Genomic DNA, 17,923 nt, shown 5'->3' with positions numbered 1-17,923 from the left:
GCAGGCTTTTTTTATTACTTCTTCTTTTGTTTTGTAGTAGGTTGCTGTTTACCGCTTTCTTTTTGTTGAATAAGCGATCGAACTCGTTTACTTAAAACAACGCGGAGGTAGATCAAAACCACCAAAAAGGCGATGGATAATCCCGTTACCAACATGTTGCCGGCCTTATACCCTTCGAAACCACTGTAAACTAAAAATACAATAGCCAAACTCAACACGATGTTTAGAAAAAAATACTTTAACATATTACTTTTTTATTAATCCCAATACCCGTTGTCTCCATCCTCCAAAGAAATAGAATGCTCCCCCAACAATGTTTAATAAAACGATCGTCAAAGCCATCAGCATCCTTTCTGTGTTAGAAATTGTCCTCGAAAGCATGATTTCCCGTAGAACCAATATCACCCATAGGAGAGACAATAAAATGGAAAGGCTACCTAATATAGGGAATATACCAAGGTTAAATAATCGAGCTAAAATAGCTACGCTATAAAAAGCAAGACTAAACAAGAAAGCTTGCTTAGTCTGATGCTCCAAATTCTTCATCTTAATAAACGTCTAACTCTGGATCGATTTCCTCTTTCCAAGCTAAAATTCCGCCTTTTAAGTTTGCAAGATTGTCAAAACCCTGTTGTTCCAATAACATAATCGCCTGTGCAGAACGTTTTCCAGAACGGCATTGTACGATAACAGGTTTATCTTTCGAAATCTTATCCGCTTCGATCAATATACCTGAAAGTGGAATATTCAATCCATTTAAATTTGATACTTCATACTCAAAGGATTCACGAACGTCTATCAACTGAAAATCTTCGTTGTTATCGATTTTATTCTTTAATTCTTGTACAGATACTTCTTTCATTTTCAAACTATTTAATATTCAAATATACTACATTTTTTCCGAAAGTGTTCGCTTTCATAGATGCTCAAAATCAGCCATTGTTAATGAGAATAGCATAAAATATACCTCAATTTTTAGTGTATTAACGGCGTTAGAAATGCTAGACGGGATTTCCCTATCTTCGCATCATTTTGTCTGCATCATTTTAGGATTTTTTTTCATGCACAATTCGCTTGTAGAATTTTCCTTATCTTCACCGAGACTTTACTAAGCTTTATATGAATTCAATACCTAAAATTATACTGTCCATATCTTTACTAGCACTCTCGGCAGTAACTTATGGACAGCAAGTCATTTCCGCTCAGGAACGCCAAGATGTGAGCCGTATACTCAATACCTTAGCCGCCGACGATATGCGTGGGAGATCTGCTTTGACAAAAGACATCGAACCTGCTGCAGATTTTATCGCTGCTGAAATGAAGAGAATAGGCCTGACCCCCTACGCAGAACAAAGTTATAGGCAAACATTCCAATTGGATAAAATCTCTCCGGTAAGCAAATCCGCAACCATCAATAAGCAGGTTATTGCAGCTGACCATATTATTTCACTTGGAAACCATGTGGATTTACAGTGGGATAATCAAAGTAGCCTTAACATCGTCGAAATAAAATCGGGCGATGATTTTGCGAAAGTATTTAGAGAACATTCACTGGCCAAAGAAAATACACTGGTCTTGGTAGATCCTTCCTTTGAAAGCTATTTTGTACGTTTTGGTAAAATGCTCAACGCACCAAAATTTATAGAGGAATCCACCAAACAAAAACCATCGATTGTCTACCTTTTGACAGCGGAAAAGCCCAAAACATTTCAAATTCATATTGAACGGAAACTTCAAAATTTCCCCTTGTTTAATGTGGCGGGAATTATTCCTGGCAAAAGTAAACCCAACGAATACGTCATCTTTTCGGGACATTACGATCATATTGGCATTCTTCCGGCAGTAGGCCAAGATTCTATTGCCAACGGAGCCGATGATGATGCCTCGGGCGTAACAGCGATGTTGACCCTGGCAGATTACTACAAAAAACAGAATAAAAATGAAAGGACCCTTATTTTTGTCGCCTTTACCGCAGAAGAGCTTGGCATGTATGGCTCAAAATATTTTTCCAACCATATCAATGCGGACCAGGTAGTCGCGATGATCAATATGGAAATGATCGGAAAAGACTCAAAATTCGGTCCCAATACGGTATATATCACGGGATATGATCAATCCAATCTTGGCGAATTGATGCAGGAGAATCTGAAAAATACAACCTTCAAATTCTACCCAGATCCTTATACCAAACAAAATCTGTTTTATCGAAGCGACAATGCAGTATTAGCGGCCAAGGGAGTTCCGGCACATTCGTTCTCAACCTCTCAAATGGACAAGGATGAATACTACCACACCGTAAAAGATGAGGTATCTACACTAAACGTTCAGAACATTATTTCCAGTATAGAAGCGATCGCGATAGGTACCTCGGGAATTGTAGAAGGTAGACAAACACCTTCCCGTGTCGAAAAACTAAAAGATTAAGAAACAGCTGAAGCTTTGACTTCCTTTTGCATAACATAGTCGTTTAGCACATAATCATAATAAGGAATATCAATAGTTTCAATGACCTCAAAGCCCTGCTTTAAATAGAAATGGTAAGCAGGGTTATTTCTATTTACATTTAGTTCAAGAATACCTTTACCTTTTAGTCGTGTTTTTTGTGAAGCGAAGTCTATCAGTGCCTTTCCGAAACCTTTTCCTTGAACGTTAGGCATCAAGTAGAGCTTTTCAATACGGACGCGATCTTCAAGAGTTCTCAAGGCAATAAATCCTTGTGCTACCCCTTCTTCTTTCAAAACATAGAAAAATTGGCCATTAACCATGCTTTCCGCTAATCCTTCTACGGTATAGCTTTTTTCCAGCATAAAGTCAATTTGGTCCTGTGAAAGTATCTCTCCATAAGTAACTGGCCAAATAATATGCGCCATATTGGAAATGCTTCTGATATCGCTTTGTTCTGCCAATTCTATTGTTATCATGCGATCTTTTCTCCTATTAATATGTATTTTACATGGGAAAATTTAAGGGCAAATAGGCCGTCTTTTTCCATTTCGTATTCGTTGTCACCAATTTTAATCAAGCCTTCGTGCGTATTTTTTTCATCAGCATCAAGTCCCTCAATTCGGATCCTTTCCCCTGCCGGCTTCCATTTGGTGAATCCTGTTGTCACAAAACAATAGCGAACCCCATTCGTGATAAGGACAACATTAATCTGCTCAAGATAGGGCTCGTAATACGCCACATCAAGCTGATCGGTCAAGATATTCACCGCTTTATAATGATGTGCTATAAGGTATTCAATAGCCGTCCTTAGAAAAACATTATTATAGGAAATTACCTTCAGATTCTCCTGTGACGCGTTAATGGTATTTTTTGTAAAAACAATATCGAACTTATACCCTCGTGCATCCAGTAAATCCATTGTTCCTTCTTCGATTACAATGGTTGGGCTCCATTCCAGTAGCTGGCCCAAATCCTCTTCATCAATAAGGAAAAGATCTTCAATCAGTAATGCGGGTTCCTGATTTTCGCGGACAATATGATGAGATGACATATATAATTTAATATCCGAGCCTACGTAACGTGATATAAGCCATCAATCCCGTACTGATCTCCAACGAGCTTTCGTCCACATCAAAGGTAGGCGTATGAACAGCTGAAGAGATCCCTCGCGCCGCATTGCCTGTACCCAAACGATAGAAACAAGCATTAATTTCTTGCGAATAATAGGAAAAATCCTCCGCGGCAGGCCATAGATCTAAGTCTACAACATTTTCCTTACCAAGATATTCTTCTGCAAAAGTGCGTGCATTTTTAGTCAATTGAGGTTCGTTTATTAAAAAAGGATATCCCTTACGGACCTCAAATTCACAAATTGCACCCATACTTTCAGCAATGCCGACAGCAATTTTCACCATTCTTTCATGCGCCTCAGCACGCCACTCCTCGTCAAATGTGCGAAATGTACCTTCCAGATATACCTGATCAGGAATAATATTTGTCGCTCCATTGGCAATAATCTTTCCAAAAGATAAAACCGTTGGGGTACGTGGGTCTGCAAATCGACTAGCGATCTGTTGCAAAGCGGTAATGATCTGTGCTGTAATAACAATTGGATCAATATTTTGGTGCGGATGTGCACCATGCCCGCCCCTGCCTTTGACTGTCATAAACAGTTCATCGCAGGAGGCCATGTATTTTCCCTCACGGAAACCAACCTTACCCACCTCGATAAAAGGCATCACATGCTGGCCTATTATGGCCGAAGGAGCCGGGTTTTGCAAAGCGCCCTCTTTGATCATTAAGGAAGCTCCTCCTGGCAAGCGCTCCTCACCGGGCTGGAAGATCAATTTGATCGTTCCTCCAAATTCGGCTTTCAGGCTATTCAATATTTTAGCTGTCCCCAAAAGAGAAGAGGTATGTACATCATGGCCACAGGCATGCATCACTCCAGGATTCTTGGACCCATATGAACGGCCCTCCACTTCTTGGATTGGTAAAGCATCCATATCTGCGCGTAACGCAATAACTTCATCTGATGGTAGGTCACCTTTGATTAAAGCGACAATACCCGTATCGGCTTTAGCCTCATAAGGAATTCCCAATTCATCCAATTGCGCTTTTACAAATGCCGAGGTATTGTATTCTTCGAAGGAAAGTTCAGGATTCTGATGAAGATGTCTACGATTGGAAACCGTATCTTCAAAATATTGATGAGCTAAGGCCAGGACTTTTTCTTTCGTACTTGCCATAAGGTTGATTGATTTATTGATATACAAAAACGTTCTCTGAAAAAACAAAGACGTTGCTAAAATATTGACGCAACTCGCGCATGAAGGCATTTGCTTCTGAACGACTTCTAAAATCTCCTACCTTAACACGATAATTGGGTTCATCATAGGTGATATAGGTATCAATATCTTTATACATGCTTCGGAAACGTGTCTGCTCCGAAAATGCCTGATTCCGATTTGATCCAGCGAAGATCTGTACACGGAATCCCCTTACTTTGACCCGCGTTGCCGCTGAACGGACGACGGGTTTAGAAGGAACTACTGTCGTTTTGCTTTCGACAGGATTGATCCCCATAACTGCCCTGAAATTTTGAAGCTGTGTAATCAATGAATCTTTGGTTACAATTACTCCACCTTTTTCTTGTGCGTTCACCTGAACTAGCGCAAACAACACAAGTGCATGTATGAAAATCAATCCTCTCTTCAGCATAGTTTAACCTTTCTTATCGATTAGTTATTTGCGCCGTGGCAATTTTTATATTTTTTTCCTGAACCACAAGGACATTCGTCATTGCGTCCCACAGTATTCTCATTACGAACAGGTTCTTTTGCACCCTCATTCACATCCTCTTCACTCACACCTGTAGGCGAAGCCAATTCAGCTTTGCTTTCAACTGTTTTCACTGGCGCCTGCTGTACTTGTCTCGCTTGCATAGAAGTCGGTTCTTGACCTGGAATCTCTCCTTTGAAAATAAAGCTAACGACATCTTTATTCATGGAAGCCAACATCGATTTAAACAAATCAAATGCCTCCATTTTATAAATGATAATCGGATCCTTTTGTTCATAAACAGCATTTTGAACGGATTGTTTCAAATCATCCATTTCACGCAAGTGCTCTTTCCAAGCCTCGTCGATTAATGCTAATACGATTCCTTTTTCAAAAGATTTGAAAACTTCTTTACCGTTGCTTTCGATCGCTTTTTTCAAATTCGCAGAAACTTGAATGCCACGGATACCATCCGTAAATGGAATAACGACATTTTCGACGATTTGACCTCTTTCCGCATACACATTATTCAATACAGGAACTGTCAAAGCGCCAACGGCTTCAATTTTATGGTGGTAAGCATTAATTGCATGCTCAAATAGACGATCGGTCAAGCCTTCAATTTTGCCTTGCGCAAATTCTTCCGCAGTAATTTCTGGTGTAATCGCAAAAATACGGATTACTTCGATTTGGAAATCTTCATAGTTACCTTGCTCTTTTGCTTCAACGACAATTTCTTCGGCTACATCAAAAATCATGTTGTTCAAATCCACATCCAAACGTTCTCCAAACAAAGCGTTTTTACGCTTCGAATAGATTACAGTACGTTGTGAATTCATGACATCATCGTATTCCAATAGACGTTTACGAATACCAAAGTTATTCTCCTCCACTTTACGTTGTGCACGTTCGATGGATTTAGTCAACATACTATGTTGCATCACTTCACCTTCTTCAACACCCATTTTCACCATGATGTTAGAGATTCGCTCTGAGGCAAATAAACGCATCAAGTTATCTTCCAAAGAAACGAAGAATTGCGAAGAACCCGGGTCTCCCTGACGACCTGCACGACCACGTAACTGACGGTCAACACGACGAGATTCGTGTCTTTCGGTACCGATAATTGCAAGACCGCCAGCATTTTTAACTTCTTCGGTCAATTTAATATCCGTACCACGACCAGCCATGTTGGTCGCGATGGTTACTTGTCCTGGGCGTCCAGCTTCAGCTACGATATCAGCTTCTTTTTGGTGTAACTTCGCATTTAATACATTATGTTTGATCTTACGCAATTGAAGCATACGGCTCAATAACTCCGAAATTTCAACCGATGTCGTACCAACCAATACTGGACGTCCCGCATCTGTCAATCGTTGAATTTCTTCAGCTACTGCATTGTATTTTTCACGTGCCGTACGATAAATCAGATCTTGACGGTCATCGCGTTGTGCAACACGATTCGTCGGAATTTCGACCACATCAAGTTTGTAAATTTCCCAAAGCTCACCGGCCTCCGTCGACGCTGTACCTGTCATACCCGAAAGCTTATGGTACATACGGAAGTAATTTTGCAGTGTAATCGTTGCGTAAGTTTGTGTTGCATCTTCTACTTTCACATTCTCCTTTGCTTCGATCGCCTGGTGTAAACCATCGGAGTAACGGCGGCCGTCCATGATACGACCTGTTTGCTCATCAACAATTTTCACTTTACCTTCATCAACGATATATTCAACATCATTTTCAAACAAGGTATATGCTTTTAACAGCTGGTTAATCGAGTGAATACGCTCTGCTTTAATTGAATAGTCGCGCAGCATGTCTTCTTTCTGAGCTGCCTTTTCTTCCAAAGTCAAAGAAGACTTTTCAATTTCGGCAATCTCAGTACCAACATCCGGTAAAATAAAGAATGAAGGATCTTCACCTGTTGCTGTAATCAACTCGATACCTTTTTCTGTCAATTCTACTTGATTATTCTTTTCATCAATCACAAAATAAAGTTCTGCATCTACTTTAGGCATATTTTTATTTTGCTCTTGCATATAGTAGTTTTCTACTTTTTGTAAGATAGAACGATTAGCACCTTCACTTAAGAACTTGATTAATGCTTTATTTTTAGGTAAACCTCTATAAGCTCTTAACAATGCTAAACCTCCGCCTTCAACATCAGAATCTCCTGCCGCCAACGCTTTTTTAGCATCATTCAAGACTGTATTGATGTAAGCTTTCTGTACATGTACCAAACGTTCGATACGCGGTTTTAATTGGTAGAATTCGTGTTGATCGCCACGAGGAATCGGACCTGAGATAATTAATGGTGTACGCGCATCATCAATCAATACAGAGTCAACCTCATCGACCATGGCAAAGTGTAATTTTCCTTGCACCAATGCGTCTGGAGTCTGAACCATATTATCACGTAGATAATCGAAGCCAAACTCATTATTCGTACCATATACGATATCCGATTGATAAGCTTTACGACGTTGCGGGGAATTTGGTTGATGTTTATCGATACAGTCAACAGATAGTCCGTGGAACTCAAATAACGGTGCATTCCACTCCGAGTCACGACGAGCAAGGTAATCATTCACCGTTACGATGTGTACTCCTTGACCAGAAAGAGCATTTAGATAGGTCGGTAATGTTCCTACCAACGTTTTACCCTCACCTGTTGCCATCTCGGCAATTTTACCGCTGTGCAATACAATACCACCGATTAACTGGACATCATAGTGTACCATGTTCCAAGTGACCTCAGTACCTGCAGCCATCCATTTGTTTTTCCAAATCGCCTTATCACCATTGATGATAACGTTTGATTTGTAAACAGCCAATTCTCTGTCAAAATCGTTGGCAGTAACTTCTAATTCTTCGTTTTCTGTCAAACGTCTTGAAGTCTCTTTTACCACGGCAAATGCCTCCGGTAAAATATCCTTCAATACCTCTTCCAACTTCTTGTCACGGTCTTTGGACAATTTGTCCACTTGCTCGTAAATAGAAGTTTTCTTTGCCATATCGTCCTCGTCTTGATCCGCTTCATTTTTAAGCGTATCAATTTCTTGGTCAATATCTGCTAGGTAATTTTTAATTCTTTCTTTGAAATCAACGGTCTTGGCACGTAACTCGTCATTGGTTAGATTTGAAAGCTTCTCATATTCAGCTTTGATTTGGTCTACCACAGGCTGAATTCCCTTGATATCTCTCTCGGATTTACTTCCAAATAATTTACTTAAAAACTTTAACATAATTTTTTTTCTATCTCAACTTAAGATTTTGTACAATAATGACTCCAAAGTAAAATTGCAGACAATTTGACACTAATCGGGCAAATTTAGTTATTAGATATGATATCTAACAGCTTACATCCATTTTTTTTACGTTATTTTTATTGAAAATGTCAGTTCCTCTCAGCCAGCAAGAATCCTATATATATTTATCCCCTATTACGCTATCTTTACGTGAAGTTTTTCTGTTTAATATATGCTTCTAAACCGTCAGCTGATTATGATAAAAACAACTTTTGGTCTGATTGCGGAATGAATCCCAGTTCCTGAGCCTTTTCAAACATCTTCGTAATCGCATCACGTCCTTCAAGCCCCAGCTCTACTGAATATTTATTGACATAAAGTTCAATATGCTTGTACATCACCTCTTCACTCATTTCCTGTGCATGCGCACGAATAAATTCAAGTCCAGATTTCGGATTGGCAAATGCGAATTCTACACTTTCCTTTAAAATTGTATTCAACGTATCCTTCACCTCTTGTGGCAAACTACGTTTTACGACAATTCCTCCAAGAGGAATCGGAAATTTTGTCGTCTTCTCCCAGTACTCGCCCAGATCCACGACTTTATGCAGTCCTTTTTCAGCATAAGTGAACCTATTTTCATGAATAATCAATCCCAAATCAATGGATCCATCAAGTAAGGCTCCCTCAATATCCGAAAAAACAAGTTCCACTTTATTTTTTAATTCGGGGAATGCCAAGCTTAATAAAAAGTTAGCGGTTGTATACTTTCCTGGATACCCCACTTTCAATTGATCGAATCCCTCCAGGCTCTCAGCTCTTTCTAATTTTTGCTGAAGTAATTTCGCTAATTTCGGATCCTTCGTAATCAGCATAGGCCCTACACCAAATCCTAAAGCACTACCTGCATCGAGCAGTTCATAATCTTCAACCGCGTAGGCAAAGGCATGATAGCTCAGCTTGGTGATGTCAAGATCGCCTTGAAAAGCTTTCAAGTTCAAGGTCTCCACATCTTGATATTCCACCTCAAAATCCAGTCCTTTGGTATCTATCTTATGATGAATCAATGCATCAAAAATAAATGTATCGTTTGGACATGGAGAAAATCCTAATGTTAATTTCATGTTGTACAAAATTTTTCCCATCCGTCAGATGGGATTTATGAATTTTAATCAAACCGTAATTCTATGCGTTATCAGGTAAAGTATCATTGCCAAGAAAGTACTGGCAATAATTCCTTTTCCGAGATGATCGTTCCCCGATCGATACGCAAAACGTAAAAGCACTAAATTAACCAATACGGCTATGGTATAGATAGCCATGGGTTTCTCGGGTAAAAAATGAAGTTCAAGATCCGTAAAACGTACTAAAATATGAGCCAATACTGGAGATACAGTACCGATACCCAATCCTATCCAGAGATTATTTTTCACGTTTATCGTCTCCCCTTGTATTTCCCAGATGATCAAAGCTCCATGAATTCAATTCTGGGATAGCGTGATGTGCCGTCATATCGAACTGTGTCGGAACGACAGATACATAACCATTGGCCAATGCAAAACTATCGGTATCTTCCCCCCTGTCCTGCAAGACAAATTTACCCGTTGTCCAATAATAATCGCGATTGTGCGGATCAATGCGTTCATCAAATTCTTCTACCCAATGTCCTCCAGCCTGTCTACAAATTTTAATCCCTTTAAAACCTGCTGTTTGCGGAAAATTAACATTCAGCAATGTATTTTTAGGAAGACCATTCGCCAGCACCTGCTCGGCAATAGAAATCACGTAAGGTCTGCAATAGCTAAAATCCGCATCATGGGAAAAGTTATCGAGCGAAAAACCAACAGAAGGAATCCCTTCAATAGCCCCTTCTACCGCAGCAGACATCGTACCGGAATACAAAACATTGATTGAATTGTTGAGCCCATGATTGATTCCCGAGACGCATATATCTGGCTTTTGCCCTTTAAAAACTTTATTCACCGCAAGTTTCACACAATCTACCGGTGTTCCTGAACACTGATACATTTCAACCCCTTCATATAAATTAATTTTATCCAAACGTAGCGGTCTACCAAGTGTAATGGCATGCCCCATTCCAGATTGCGCCGAATCAGGAGCAACGACAACTACATTTCCGATTTTCTGCATCTCCTCCAATAGCACCTTAATCCCCGGCGCTGTGATACCGTCGTCATTAACAACTAAAATATTGGGTTTCATATGTAAATAATTTCTTTTTTAAAGGTCATCAGGAATCCCCAGTTCAATCCATCTGTGTTTATGCTTTTAGAATATGAGGATTTCCTCTTTACCATATACGAAGTTAGTAAATCTGAAACCGAGATGTAAATAATATTGACACAACAGGCAATTATTATCTGTAAAGGTCGCTCATTAGGACATGGCAAACAGCATAAGCGACTGTCGAAACAGGGGGCAAACGAACACAGGGAAGCTGCAAGAGAGCGATGAGTTTAGGTGCAGCAAACGAAGATGAGATGGTAACCAAGTTATATGTTTTAACAGTGCTTGTTCAGTGCTCGTTCAGTGCTTGTTCAGTGCTTGCTCAGTAACGACTGACTAAATACTGATTAATCACTGTCTAAACATTGGTTAAATATTGTTATTCGGTACAATTTGGTAGGGGTGTGATTTACCACCGATTACTACGACATCGTTTGCGTAAGATTGTGTCGTTATTGACAAATATTAGCCCTAAATTTAGCATTCAAACAGACAAACAAAGATAATAATTCAGTTATGAGCATTAATTTTGAATCCCGTTATGCAATAGGGCCAAAGGAATACAAAACTTTAGATACACAAGGGTTAAGGGAGAATTTTCTAATTGAAACAGTTTTTGAAGCAGACAAAATTAATTTTGTCTATACCCACTATGATCGCTATATGGCTGGTGGAGCAATGCCTGTAAGCTCAAAAATCAAATTAGATACCATCCCGGCGTTATTGAAAGAACCTTACTTCCTTTCTAGAAGAGAGTTGGGTATTATCAATGTCGGTGGGAACGGTCAAGTTGAAGTTGACGGCATTACTTATGATCTCAATACCAAAGAAGCCCTTTATATCGGACAGGGTGCTCAAGAGGTTTATTTTTCAAGCAAGGACGCCGCACAGCCCGCAAAATTCTATTTAAACTCTACACCTGCACATTGCAGCTACCCAACTAAAAAGGTAACGAAAGAAGATGCAAATAAAATAGAATTGGGTTCATTGGAAACAGCTAACCACCGTACGATCAACCAGATGTTATTGAACAAAGTGGTACAAACCTGCCAATTACAGATGGGAATGACCGAGTTAAAACCGGGCTCTGTATGGAATACAATGCCATCCCATACCCACGATCGTCGTATGGAAGTCTATTTCTATTTTGAATTACCCGAGGGACAGGCGGTATCACATTTTATGGGTCCCATCGATGAGACCCGCCATATTTGGATGCACAACGATCAGGCTGTAATTTCTCCACCATGGTCAATTCACTCCGGAGCTGGAACTTCCAATTATACCTTTATATGGGGAATGGCGGGTGAAAATTTAGATTATGACGATATGGACAAATGTGCCATCACAGAATTGAAGTAATATGAAAAAAACACTCGTATTGAGTTTAGCGCTAGGACTTTCAACACTTGCTTTTGCGCAGAACAACAAAACCATTACTGTAAACAACTCTTCCGCTAGCGCAAGAACAGAGTTGATCAGCATCCCTTATACAACATTCGAGAAACACTTCGACCTGAAAAACAGTGTATTTACGATTGTGGATAAGGACAAAAAGGAACTGGCCTATCAACTTGAAAAACTAGGAAAACCGACGGCACAAAATATTTTAATCCAAATAACCGTTGCTCCTAAAAGTTCAACAACCTTCGGGGTAAATGGGAATAAACCCACAACTATTGCTTCCAAGACCTATGCAAGATACGTCCCTGAACGCAAAGATGACTTTGCATGGGAAAACGATATTGCAGCGTTTAGAGCCTATGGAAAGGCTTTAGAAGGTAGCTCTGAGGACGCACAGGGTTTTGACTTCTGGGCAAAACGTAGCAATGACCTTGTTGTTGACGAATGGTATAAAACCGGGGATTATCATGCCGATCATGGCAAAGGATTAGATTATTATTCCGTCGGACAAACCTTGGGTGTTGGTGATGCAACCCCCTTTATTGACGAACAGGTTGTTTACCATAAGCATTATCGCCAATACGAGGTATTGGACAACGGTCCGCTACGCTCCACATTCAAACTTATCTATGAACCGGAGAATGTAAAAGGTCAGCAGCTACAGGTTGAAAAGACCATTTCCTTAGATGCTGGGAGTCAATTGAACAAAATAAGCTATTCCATCAAAAATGCAACTTCAGCCGCTACACCAATTGTTGTGGGGATCGCTAAAAGAAAAGAGGAAAAACCTCAGATTCTAAATGATGTAGAGAATGGCATTTTAGCGTATTGGGAACCTGCAGAAGGAGATAAAATTACTGGAACTGCGGTTATCCTACCAAAAGTAAAATATGTATTCAAAGATAGTCCAAAACAATTTTTACTGGCAACCACCGTCAAAAATGATAAACCACTGGTTTATTTTGCGGGGGCTGCATTCAATAAAGCGGGTAAAATAGGTAGTTTTGAGCAATGGCAGTCTTATGTAAAAACATTTAAAAATAATTTAGATCAACCGTTAACAATAAAATATTCAAAATAATGTCCATACTGCAATCTTTTGACTTAAGTGGGAAAGTAGCCTTGGTAACAGGCTGCAAAAGAGGAATTGGCAAGGCAATTGCCGAAGCATTGGCTGAAGCCGGAGCAGATATTATCGGCGTTTCAGCGTCATTGGAAACTGAAGGCTCTGCAGTAGAAAAATCCGTAAAAGCATTAGGCAAAAATTTCTATGCCTATCAGTGTGATTTCTCTAAACGGACAGAACTTTACAAATTTATCGAAAAAGTAAAATCAGCGCATCCGACGATTGACATCCTGTTTAACAATGCTGGAAATATCCTTCGTAAACCTGCTGCCGAGCATCCAGATGAATATTGGGATGAAATTATCGAGATCAATCAAAATGCGCAATTTATATTAACACGTGAAATTGGAAAGGACATGATTTCACGTGGAACTGGAAAGATCGTATTTACAGCATCTTTGTTAACTTTCCAAGGTGGCATCAATGTTCCGGGATATGCCGCTTCAAAAGGTGCTGTAGGATCTTTAGTAAAGGCTTTTGCGAATGAGTGGGCTTCCAAAGGTGTCAACGTAAACGGATTTGCTCCAGGATATATTGCCACGGATAATACCGAGGCCCTTAGAGACGACCCTGAACGCTCTAAGTCCATTTTGGACCGTATACCTGCAGGTCGCTGGGGAACCCCAGAAGATTTTAAGGGGCCAGCTGTATTCCTCGCTTCAAAAGCGTCTGACTATGTACATGGAACCATCCTTACAGTGGATGGTGGCTGGATGGGAAGATAACAATCAACCTTTACGATGAATTTGTTTTAAGAGTCTTTATCCGAAGGGGTAAAGACTTTTTTTACAATTCTAAACCCCAGATTACTAAAAGATGCATTGGGACTAACTGAACCTATATAGACTGTATTAAAAGCAGCACAGCTATTTTTACTACACCACCAGGAGCCTCCTCGGGCATGGGCAATAGAGCGATCACCATCTCTTTCAAGCTTTCCGGTACAAAATTCAAAGACATTTCCAAAGATGTCATAAAGCCCCCATGGATTGGGTTTGAATTTTCCGACAGGAGAAGTATACAGATAGCCATCGGAATAATCCGCTTTCAAATGATCTCTTCCATGCCATACATTTGCATATTCACCCATATTCTCCTTACTGAAACCTTCAAAATAATAACCTTCGCTACCCGCTCTTGCCGCCACCTCCCATTCGTCAAAAGAGGGCAATCTACAGTTTGCCCATGTACAATATGCTAGCACATCCTTATAGGAAATGCAGGTAACAGGATGATCCATCTTAGCCTCAATGCCGCCACGACTTACGCCATTCGGAAAGCGCCAATAGGCTGTACTATCCTGTAGCCAACGAAACTCCGCCAAGCCAGGCTCAAAGACCATGGCGTTGTGATAGCGTTCTGCTAATGTTTTATAGCCTGTTGCTTGAACAAATTTCTCAAATTCAGCATTTGTCAGCTCAAACTTAGCGATCCAAAACGATTCAACTTTTACAACTCTTTTGGGATTGTCTAGGCTACCTGTATCACCCAAATGATAGTCTCCGGCCGGAATTTGGATATAGTTTCCAGCTTGGGCTTCACATTGGAGATGTAAAACAATCAATCCCATCAAATAGAGTAATTTCCTCATTCTCCTTGCCGTTTGTTATAATACAAATTTGAAGTTTCGAATACTAAAAATCCAACTGCACTACTTGCTTTTTTTCTCATCGTAATATTTAAGTGCCCGACTAAAGATCAGCGCCTCATTTTCTTTATTGTAATTTAGATAGGAGTAATAATTGCTATTTTCTCCATATAACTTTTTAAAAGACGTAGACTTTATAAATTCACTATATTCACCACGTTTCATCAGCAACATCAATAAGGTCAGGGCATCTTTGTCTTTCGGTGTCTTCTTGGCATAATCAATAATAAAAGGAATCATTTGCCAACCGTTTAGTTCCACTAGGGCATGCTTATAATTTACCCCCATCCGTTTGCTTCGGATAACAGATTCCTGGATAAGTTTGATTACTGAATCCCTATTCTCCTGCAAAAAATCGGTCTGTCTTTGCGACCAGGACGACTCATTAAAACCGTCCAATAAGGTACCAAAGATTTTTTTGTCGATCTGCGTTTGGTATTCAGGTATAGCGCAATTCTGTGCATATAGTTCTGCGTGAATCATGGTATAGGTAAACTTTTCGCGCAGGGATAGCTTTTTAAAATCAGTAGCCGAAATTGCATTTGTTCCAGCATCGGTCGTTTCTTTATCTTCTTCGGGGATTATTTTTGCGATTAACGCCTTTACTTTGTCCAAACCATAGGGCGGGATGGTCATTTTGTTTCGCACTTCGATAGCGGCAGGATCCATAAAAAGACTCTCGTCATCCTCCGGATTCGTTTGTGCAAAAACACCTGCCCAACACAGGAAAGAAATAAAAAATAAAAGTCCCCTTTTCATATCGTATGATTTAATATCTTTTAAAAATAAAGAAATTACTGCTACAAAAATTATTCCTCTTTATTAGATAGAACTTCCTTTCGCCCCGATCTGCCTTTTCCTAATTGCAATGATTTCTAAATACAATAATTCCTTTTTTTAATGAATACCCTCTGCTCCTAACAAAAATCCCCGGATTTAATAAAACCCAGGGATACTATATTTCTTTTACTTTTGTCTATATCAAGAATATAAACCTTTTTTATCGATAAACTCTATCACCTTTTGCGGTACAAAAAATTGAATATTTTTATTTTCCTTGATTGCCTTTCGCAAAAAGGTAGAAGACAATTCCATCAATGGTGTAGCTGTGATGGTGATTGAAGGATGATCCTTAAGCTTTCCACCATCATATCCAGGACGTGGATAGACATAAATCTGGTAGTCGCGTAAGATAATATCCGCATTTTTCCATTTTTCCAAAGATTCCAAACTATCTTCTCCCATAAGGAGCACAAATTCACGATTGGGATATTTTGCTTTTAAATGGGTGAGCGTATCTATCGTATATGACGGTATTGGTAAATGGAATTCAATATCTGTTACCCGCAGGTGTTCAGCACCCTCCAAAGCCAGATTTAACATCTCCAGACGATCATAGGGATCTGCCAATGTAGATTTCTTCTTAAATGGATTTTGAGGAGAGACCACAAACCAAACTTCATCCAATTCAGTGAAACTGGCCATATAATTAGCGATGATCAGGTGTCCTATGTGCACCGGATTAAAAGAACCAAAATACAGACCAATTTTTCGCATGGACTTATTTATTGATAAATCCCATAACAATTTCTTCAGCTTCGGCACATGCAGTAGCTAAATCAAAGTTATTCAATATGACATCAAATTTATTGGCATAGGTAAGTTCCAGTTCAGCTTTGGCAAAACGTTCCTTCAATTTTTCTTCTGAATCCGTTCCACGTCCTGTCAAACGCTCCTTAAGCACCTCCAATGAAGGTGGCTGTACGAAAATAGAAATTGCCTGTTCTGGAAATTTTGATTTCAAACGTAGTCCACCAACCACATCGATATCAAATATAACATGTTTACCTTCTTTCCAAATACGTTCAATTTCTGAACGCAAAGTACCGTAAAATGTTCCTGAATATACTTCTTCAAACTCGATAAACTCCTGTTTAGCGACCTTATGTAGGAACTCCTCCTTTGACATAAAATAATAATCTTTTCCGTCTACTTCCTGTCCTCTGGGGTCACGGGTACTCGCAGAAATGGAAAACTCCATTTTATCGCCATGTTTACTTAAAAGATCTCTTACTATTGTTGTTTTACCCGCTCCTGATGGGGCCGAGAATATAATTAATTTACCGCTCATCCTTATAATACGTTGAGCAATTGCTCTTTTATTTTTTCTAATTCTTCTTTCATTCTAACCACAATCTGTTGGATTCCGGCATGATTGGCTTTAGAACCAAGAGTATTGATTTCTCTACCCATTTCTTGTGAAATAAAACCTAATTTTTTACCATTTGAATCGGCTGAATCAAACGCTTTTAAAAAGTAGTTGCAATGGGCGCGCAATCTCACTTTCTCCTCAGTCACATCCAATTTGTCGATGTAGTAAACAAGTTCCTGCTCAAATCGATTTTGATCGACATTTTCTTTACCTACCGTATCATTCAAAAATTGCTCGATACGCTGTCTGATCAAAGGTATACGTTCTACTTCCAAAGCCTCTACCTCAGCAAGGTAAACTAAAATAAGCTCAGCCCGCTTTTTTAAGTCTCCAGCAAGTACATTTCCCTCATCTTCACGAAATGTATTAAAACGTTTGACGGCATCATAAAAAGCATCCATCAATACCTTAGACTCCTCGTCATCAACCGAATCATCATTGTTCGTGATTACCTCAGGCATATTTAATGCGAGTTCAAACAGGTTGACATTCGTATCGTTGAGCTCTACAGCAATCTGCTGCAATTGACTATAATATTTTTTGAGTAAATCAGCATTAATGGAAGACGCCTTCGCAGTTTGATCCGTGTATTCAACCGTTACATTCATGTTAACTTTACCACGTTCAATAAGTTTGCTACTTTCAGTACGCAGGGTTAATTCTTTGTCCGAAACAACTTTGGGCAAACGAAGATTTAATTCAAGGAATTTTGAATTTAAGGACTTTATTTCGACACTATATTTAACTTTACCGTTATCAGCGGAAGCTGTGCCATATCCTGTCATGGATTTTATCATATGCAAAGGTAT

At 39.5% G+C, this 17,923-nt stretch carries 20 protein-coding genes; 4 read left to right on the top strand and 16 right to left on the bottom strand.

Annotated features, from left to right (window positions below):
- Window positions 1–14 precede the first annotated feature (14 nt).
- The 3 genes from B4N43_RS15795 to B4N43_RS15785 are packed head-to-tail and all read right to left on the bottom strand — an operon-like array spanning window position 15 to window position 862.
- Window positions 15–245: a DUF6358 family protein gene (locus tag B4N43_RS15795; protein ID WP_046672586.1), complete on the bottom strand. Its 231-nt coding sequence runs from the start codon at window positions 243–245 to the stop codon at window positions 15–17.
- Window position 246: 1 nt separating this feature from the next.
- Entirely contained in the window at window positions 247–546 is a 300-nt protein-coding gene (locus B4N43_RS15790) for a hypothetical protein (protein ID WP_046672585.1), read from the bottom strand.
- Window position 547: 1 nt separating this feature from the next.
- Window positions 548–862, bottom strand: a complete 315-nt coding sequence (locus tag B4N43_RS15785; RefSeq protein ID WP_088159763.1) for a rhodanese-like domain-containing protein — start codon at window positions 860–862, stop codon at window positions 548–550.
- Between the two features lie 257 nt (window positions 863–1,119).
- Between B4N43_RS15785 and B4N43_RS15780 the strand changes: the two genes are divergently transcribed.
- The gene (locus B4N43_RS15780) at window positions 1,120–2,424 is read left to right on the top strand and encodes a M20/M25/M40 family metallo-hydrolase (protein WP_088159762.1); all 1,305 of its coding nucleotides are present in this window, start codon (window positions 1,120–1,122) and stop codon (window positions 2,422–2,424) included.
- Here the strand turns inward: B4N43_RS15780 and B4N43_RS15775 are convergent.
- The 8 genes from B4N43_RS15775 to surE all read right to left on the bottom strand — a co-directional run bounded on the left by B4N43_RS15775 (window position 2,421) and on the right by surE (window position 10,700).
- Complete coding sequence (locus B4N43_RS15775) at window positions 2,421–2,921, bottom strand: GNAT family N-acetyltransferase (protein ID WP_088159761.1); 501 nt, start codon at window positions 2,919–2,921, stop codon at window positions 2,421–2,423. The two genes, B4N43_RS15780 and B4N43_RS15775, sit on opposite strands and share 4 nt — an antisense overlap.
- The gene (locus B4N43_RS15770) at window positions 2,918–3,496 is read right to left on the bottom strand and encodes a thiamine diphosphokinase (RefSeq protein WP_088159760.1); all 579 of its coding nucleotides are present in this window, start codon (window positions 3,494–3,496) and stop codon (window positions 2,918–2,920) included. Before B4N43_RS15770 ends, B4N43_RS15775 begins: the two co-directional genes overlap by 4 nt.
- A gap of 7 nt (window positions 3,497–3,503) precedes the next feature.
- Window positions 3,504–4,694 (bottom strand): M20 metallopeptidase family protein, encoded by a 1,191-nt coding sequence (locus B4N43_RS15765; protein ID WP_075994568.1) that lies wholly within the window; start codon window positions 4,692–4,694, stop codon window positions 3,504–3,506.
- Between the two features lie 13 nt (window positions 4,695–4,707).
- Window positions 4,708–5,166 carry an SPOR domain-containing protein gene (locus tag B4N43_RS15760; protein ID WP_286735545.1) on the bottom strand — a complete coding sequence of 153 codons (459 nt, stop codon included), beginning with the start codon at window positions 5,164–5,166 and terminating at the stop codon, window positions 4,708–4,710.
- Window positions 5,167–5,186: 20 nt separating this feature from the next.
- Window positions 5,187–8,474, bottom strand: a complete 3,288-nt coding sequence (gene secA, locus B4N43_RS15755; RefSeq protein ID WP_286735544.1) for a preprotein translocase subunit SecA — start codon at window positions 8,472–8,474, stop codon at window positions 5,187–5,189.
- A gap of 257 nt (window positions 8,475–8,731) precedes the next feature.
- Window positions 8,732–9,601 (bottom strand): menaquinone biosynthesis family protein, encoded by an 870-nt coding sequence (locus B4N43_RS15750; protein ID WP_088159757.1) that lies wholly within the window; start codon window positions 9,599–9,601, stop codon window positions 8,732–8,734.
- Window positions 9,602–9,649: 48 nt separating this feature from the next.
- On the bottom strand, window positions 9,650–9,910 hold the full coding sequence (locus B4N43_RS15745) for a hypothetical protein (protein ID WP_075990446.1): 261 nt from the start codon (window positions 9,908–9,910) through the stop codon (window positions 9,650–9,652).
- A complete protein-coding gene (gene surE, locus B4N43_RS15740; RefSeq protein WP_075990445.1) occupies window positions 9,900–10,700 on the bottom strand; it encodes a 5'/3'-nucleotidase SurE in 801 nt (266 codons plus the stop codon). The genes B4N43_RS15745 and surE overlap by 11 nt, the downstream gene beginning before the upstream one ends.
- Before the next feature lie 540 nt (window positions 10,701–11,240).
- On the opposite strand from surE, the gene kduI reads away from it, so the two are divergent.
- From kduI to B4N43_RS15725, 3 genes are read left to right on the top strand one after another with little or no spacing between them, the layout of a single operon-like run.
- Window positions 11,241–12,086: a 5-dehydro-4-deoxy-D-glucuronate isomerase gene (gene kduI, locus B4N43_RS15735; protein WP_120335649.1), complete on the top strand. Its 846-nt coding sequence runs from the start codon at window positions 11,241–11,243 to the stop codon at window positions 12,084–12,086.
- A gap of 1 nt (window position 12,087) precedes the next feature.
- On the top strand, window positions 12,088–13,209 hold the full coding sequence (locus B4N43_RS15730; RefSeq protein ID WP_286735543.1) for a DUF4861 family protein: 1,122 nt from the start codon (window positions 12,088–12,090) through the stop codon (window positions 13,207–13,209).
- Between the two features lie 5 nt (window positions 13,210–13,214).
- Window positions 13,215–13,979, top strand: a complete 765-nt coding sequence (locus tag B4N43_RS15725; RefSeq protein ID WP_172840746.1) for an SDR family oxidoreductase — start codon at window positions 13,215–13,217, stop codon at window positions 13,977–13,979.
- A gap of 26 nt (window positions 13,980–14,005) precedes the next feature.
- Here B4N43_RS15725 and B4N43_RS15720 read toward each other — a convergent pair whose 3' ends face one another.
- The 5 genes from B4N43_RS15720 to B4N43_RS15700 all read right to left on the bottom strand — a co-directional run bounded on the left by B4N43_RS15720 (window position 14,006) and on the right by B4N43_RS15700 (window position 17,911).
- A complete protein-coding gene (locus B4N43_RS15720) occupies window positions 14,006–14,845 on the bottom strand; it encodes a formylglycine-generating enzyme family protein (protein WP_088159753.1) in 840 nt (279 codons plus the stop codon).
- 60 nt (window positions 14,846–14,905) lie between these two features.
- Entirely contained in the window at window positions 14,906–15,661 is a 756-nt protein-coding gene (locus B4N43_RS15715; RefSeq protein WP_286735542.1) for a hypothetical protein, read from the bottom strand.
- Window positions 15,662–15,883: 222 nt separating this feature from the next.
- Window positions 15,884–16,459 carry a nicotinate (nicotinamide) nucleotide adenylyltransferase gene (gene nadD / locus B4N43_RS15710; RefSeq protein ID WP_075990440.1) on the bottom strand — a complete coding sequence of 192 codons (576 nt, stop codon included), beginning with the start codon at window positions 16,457–16,459 and terminating at the stop codon, window positions 15,884–15,886.
- A gap of 4 nt (window positions 16,460–16,463) precedes the next feature.
- Window positions 16,464–17,033 (bottom strand): guanylate kinase, encoded by a 570-nt coding sequence (gene gmk, locus B4N43_RS15705; protein WP_286735541.1) that lies wholly within the window; start codon window positions 17,031–17,033, stop codon window positions 16,464–16,466.
- Between the two features lie 2 nt (window positions 17,034–17,035).
- Window positions 17,036–17,911: a YicC/YloC family endoribonuclease gene (locus tag B4N43_RS15700; RefSeq protein WP_083663423.1), complete on the bottom strand. Its 876-nt coding sequence runs from the start codon at window positions 17,909–17,911 to the stop codon at window positions 17,036–17,038.
- Window positions 17,912–17,923 lie beyond the last annotated feature (12 nt).

Source organism: Sphingobacterium sp. UBA1897 (genome assembly GCF_002337775.1).
Lineage (GTDB): Bacteria > Bacteroidota > Bacteroidia > Sphingobacteriales > Sphingobacteriaceae > Sphingobacterium > Sphingobacterium siyangense.
This window is presented reverse-complemented; position numbering and strand designations above follow the sequence as displayed.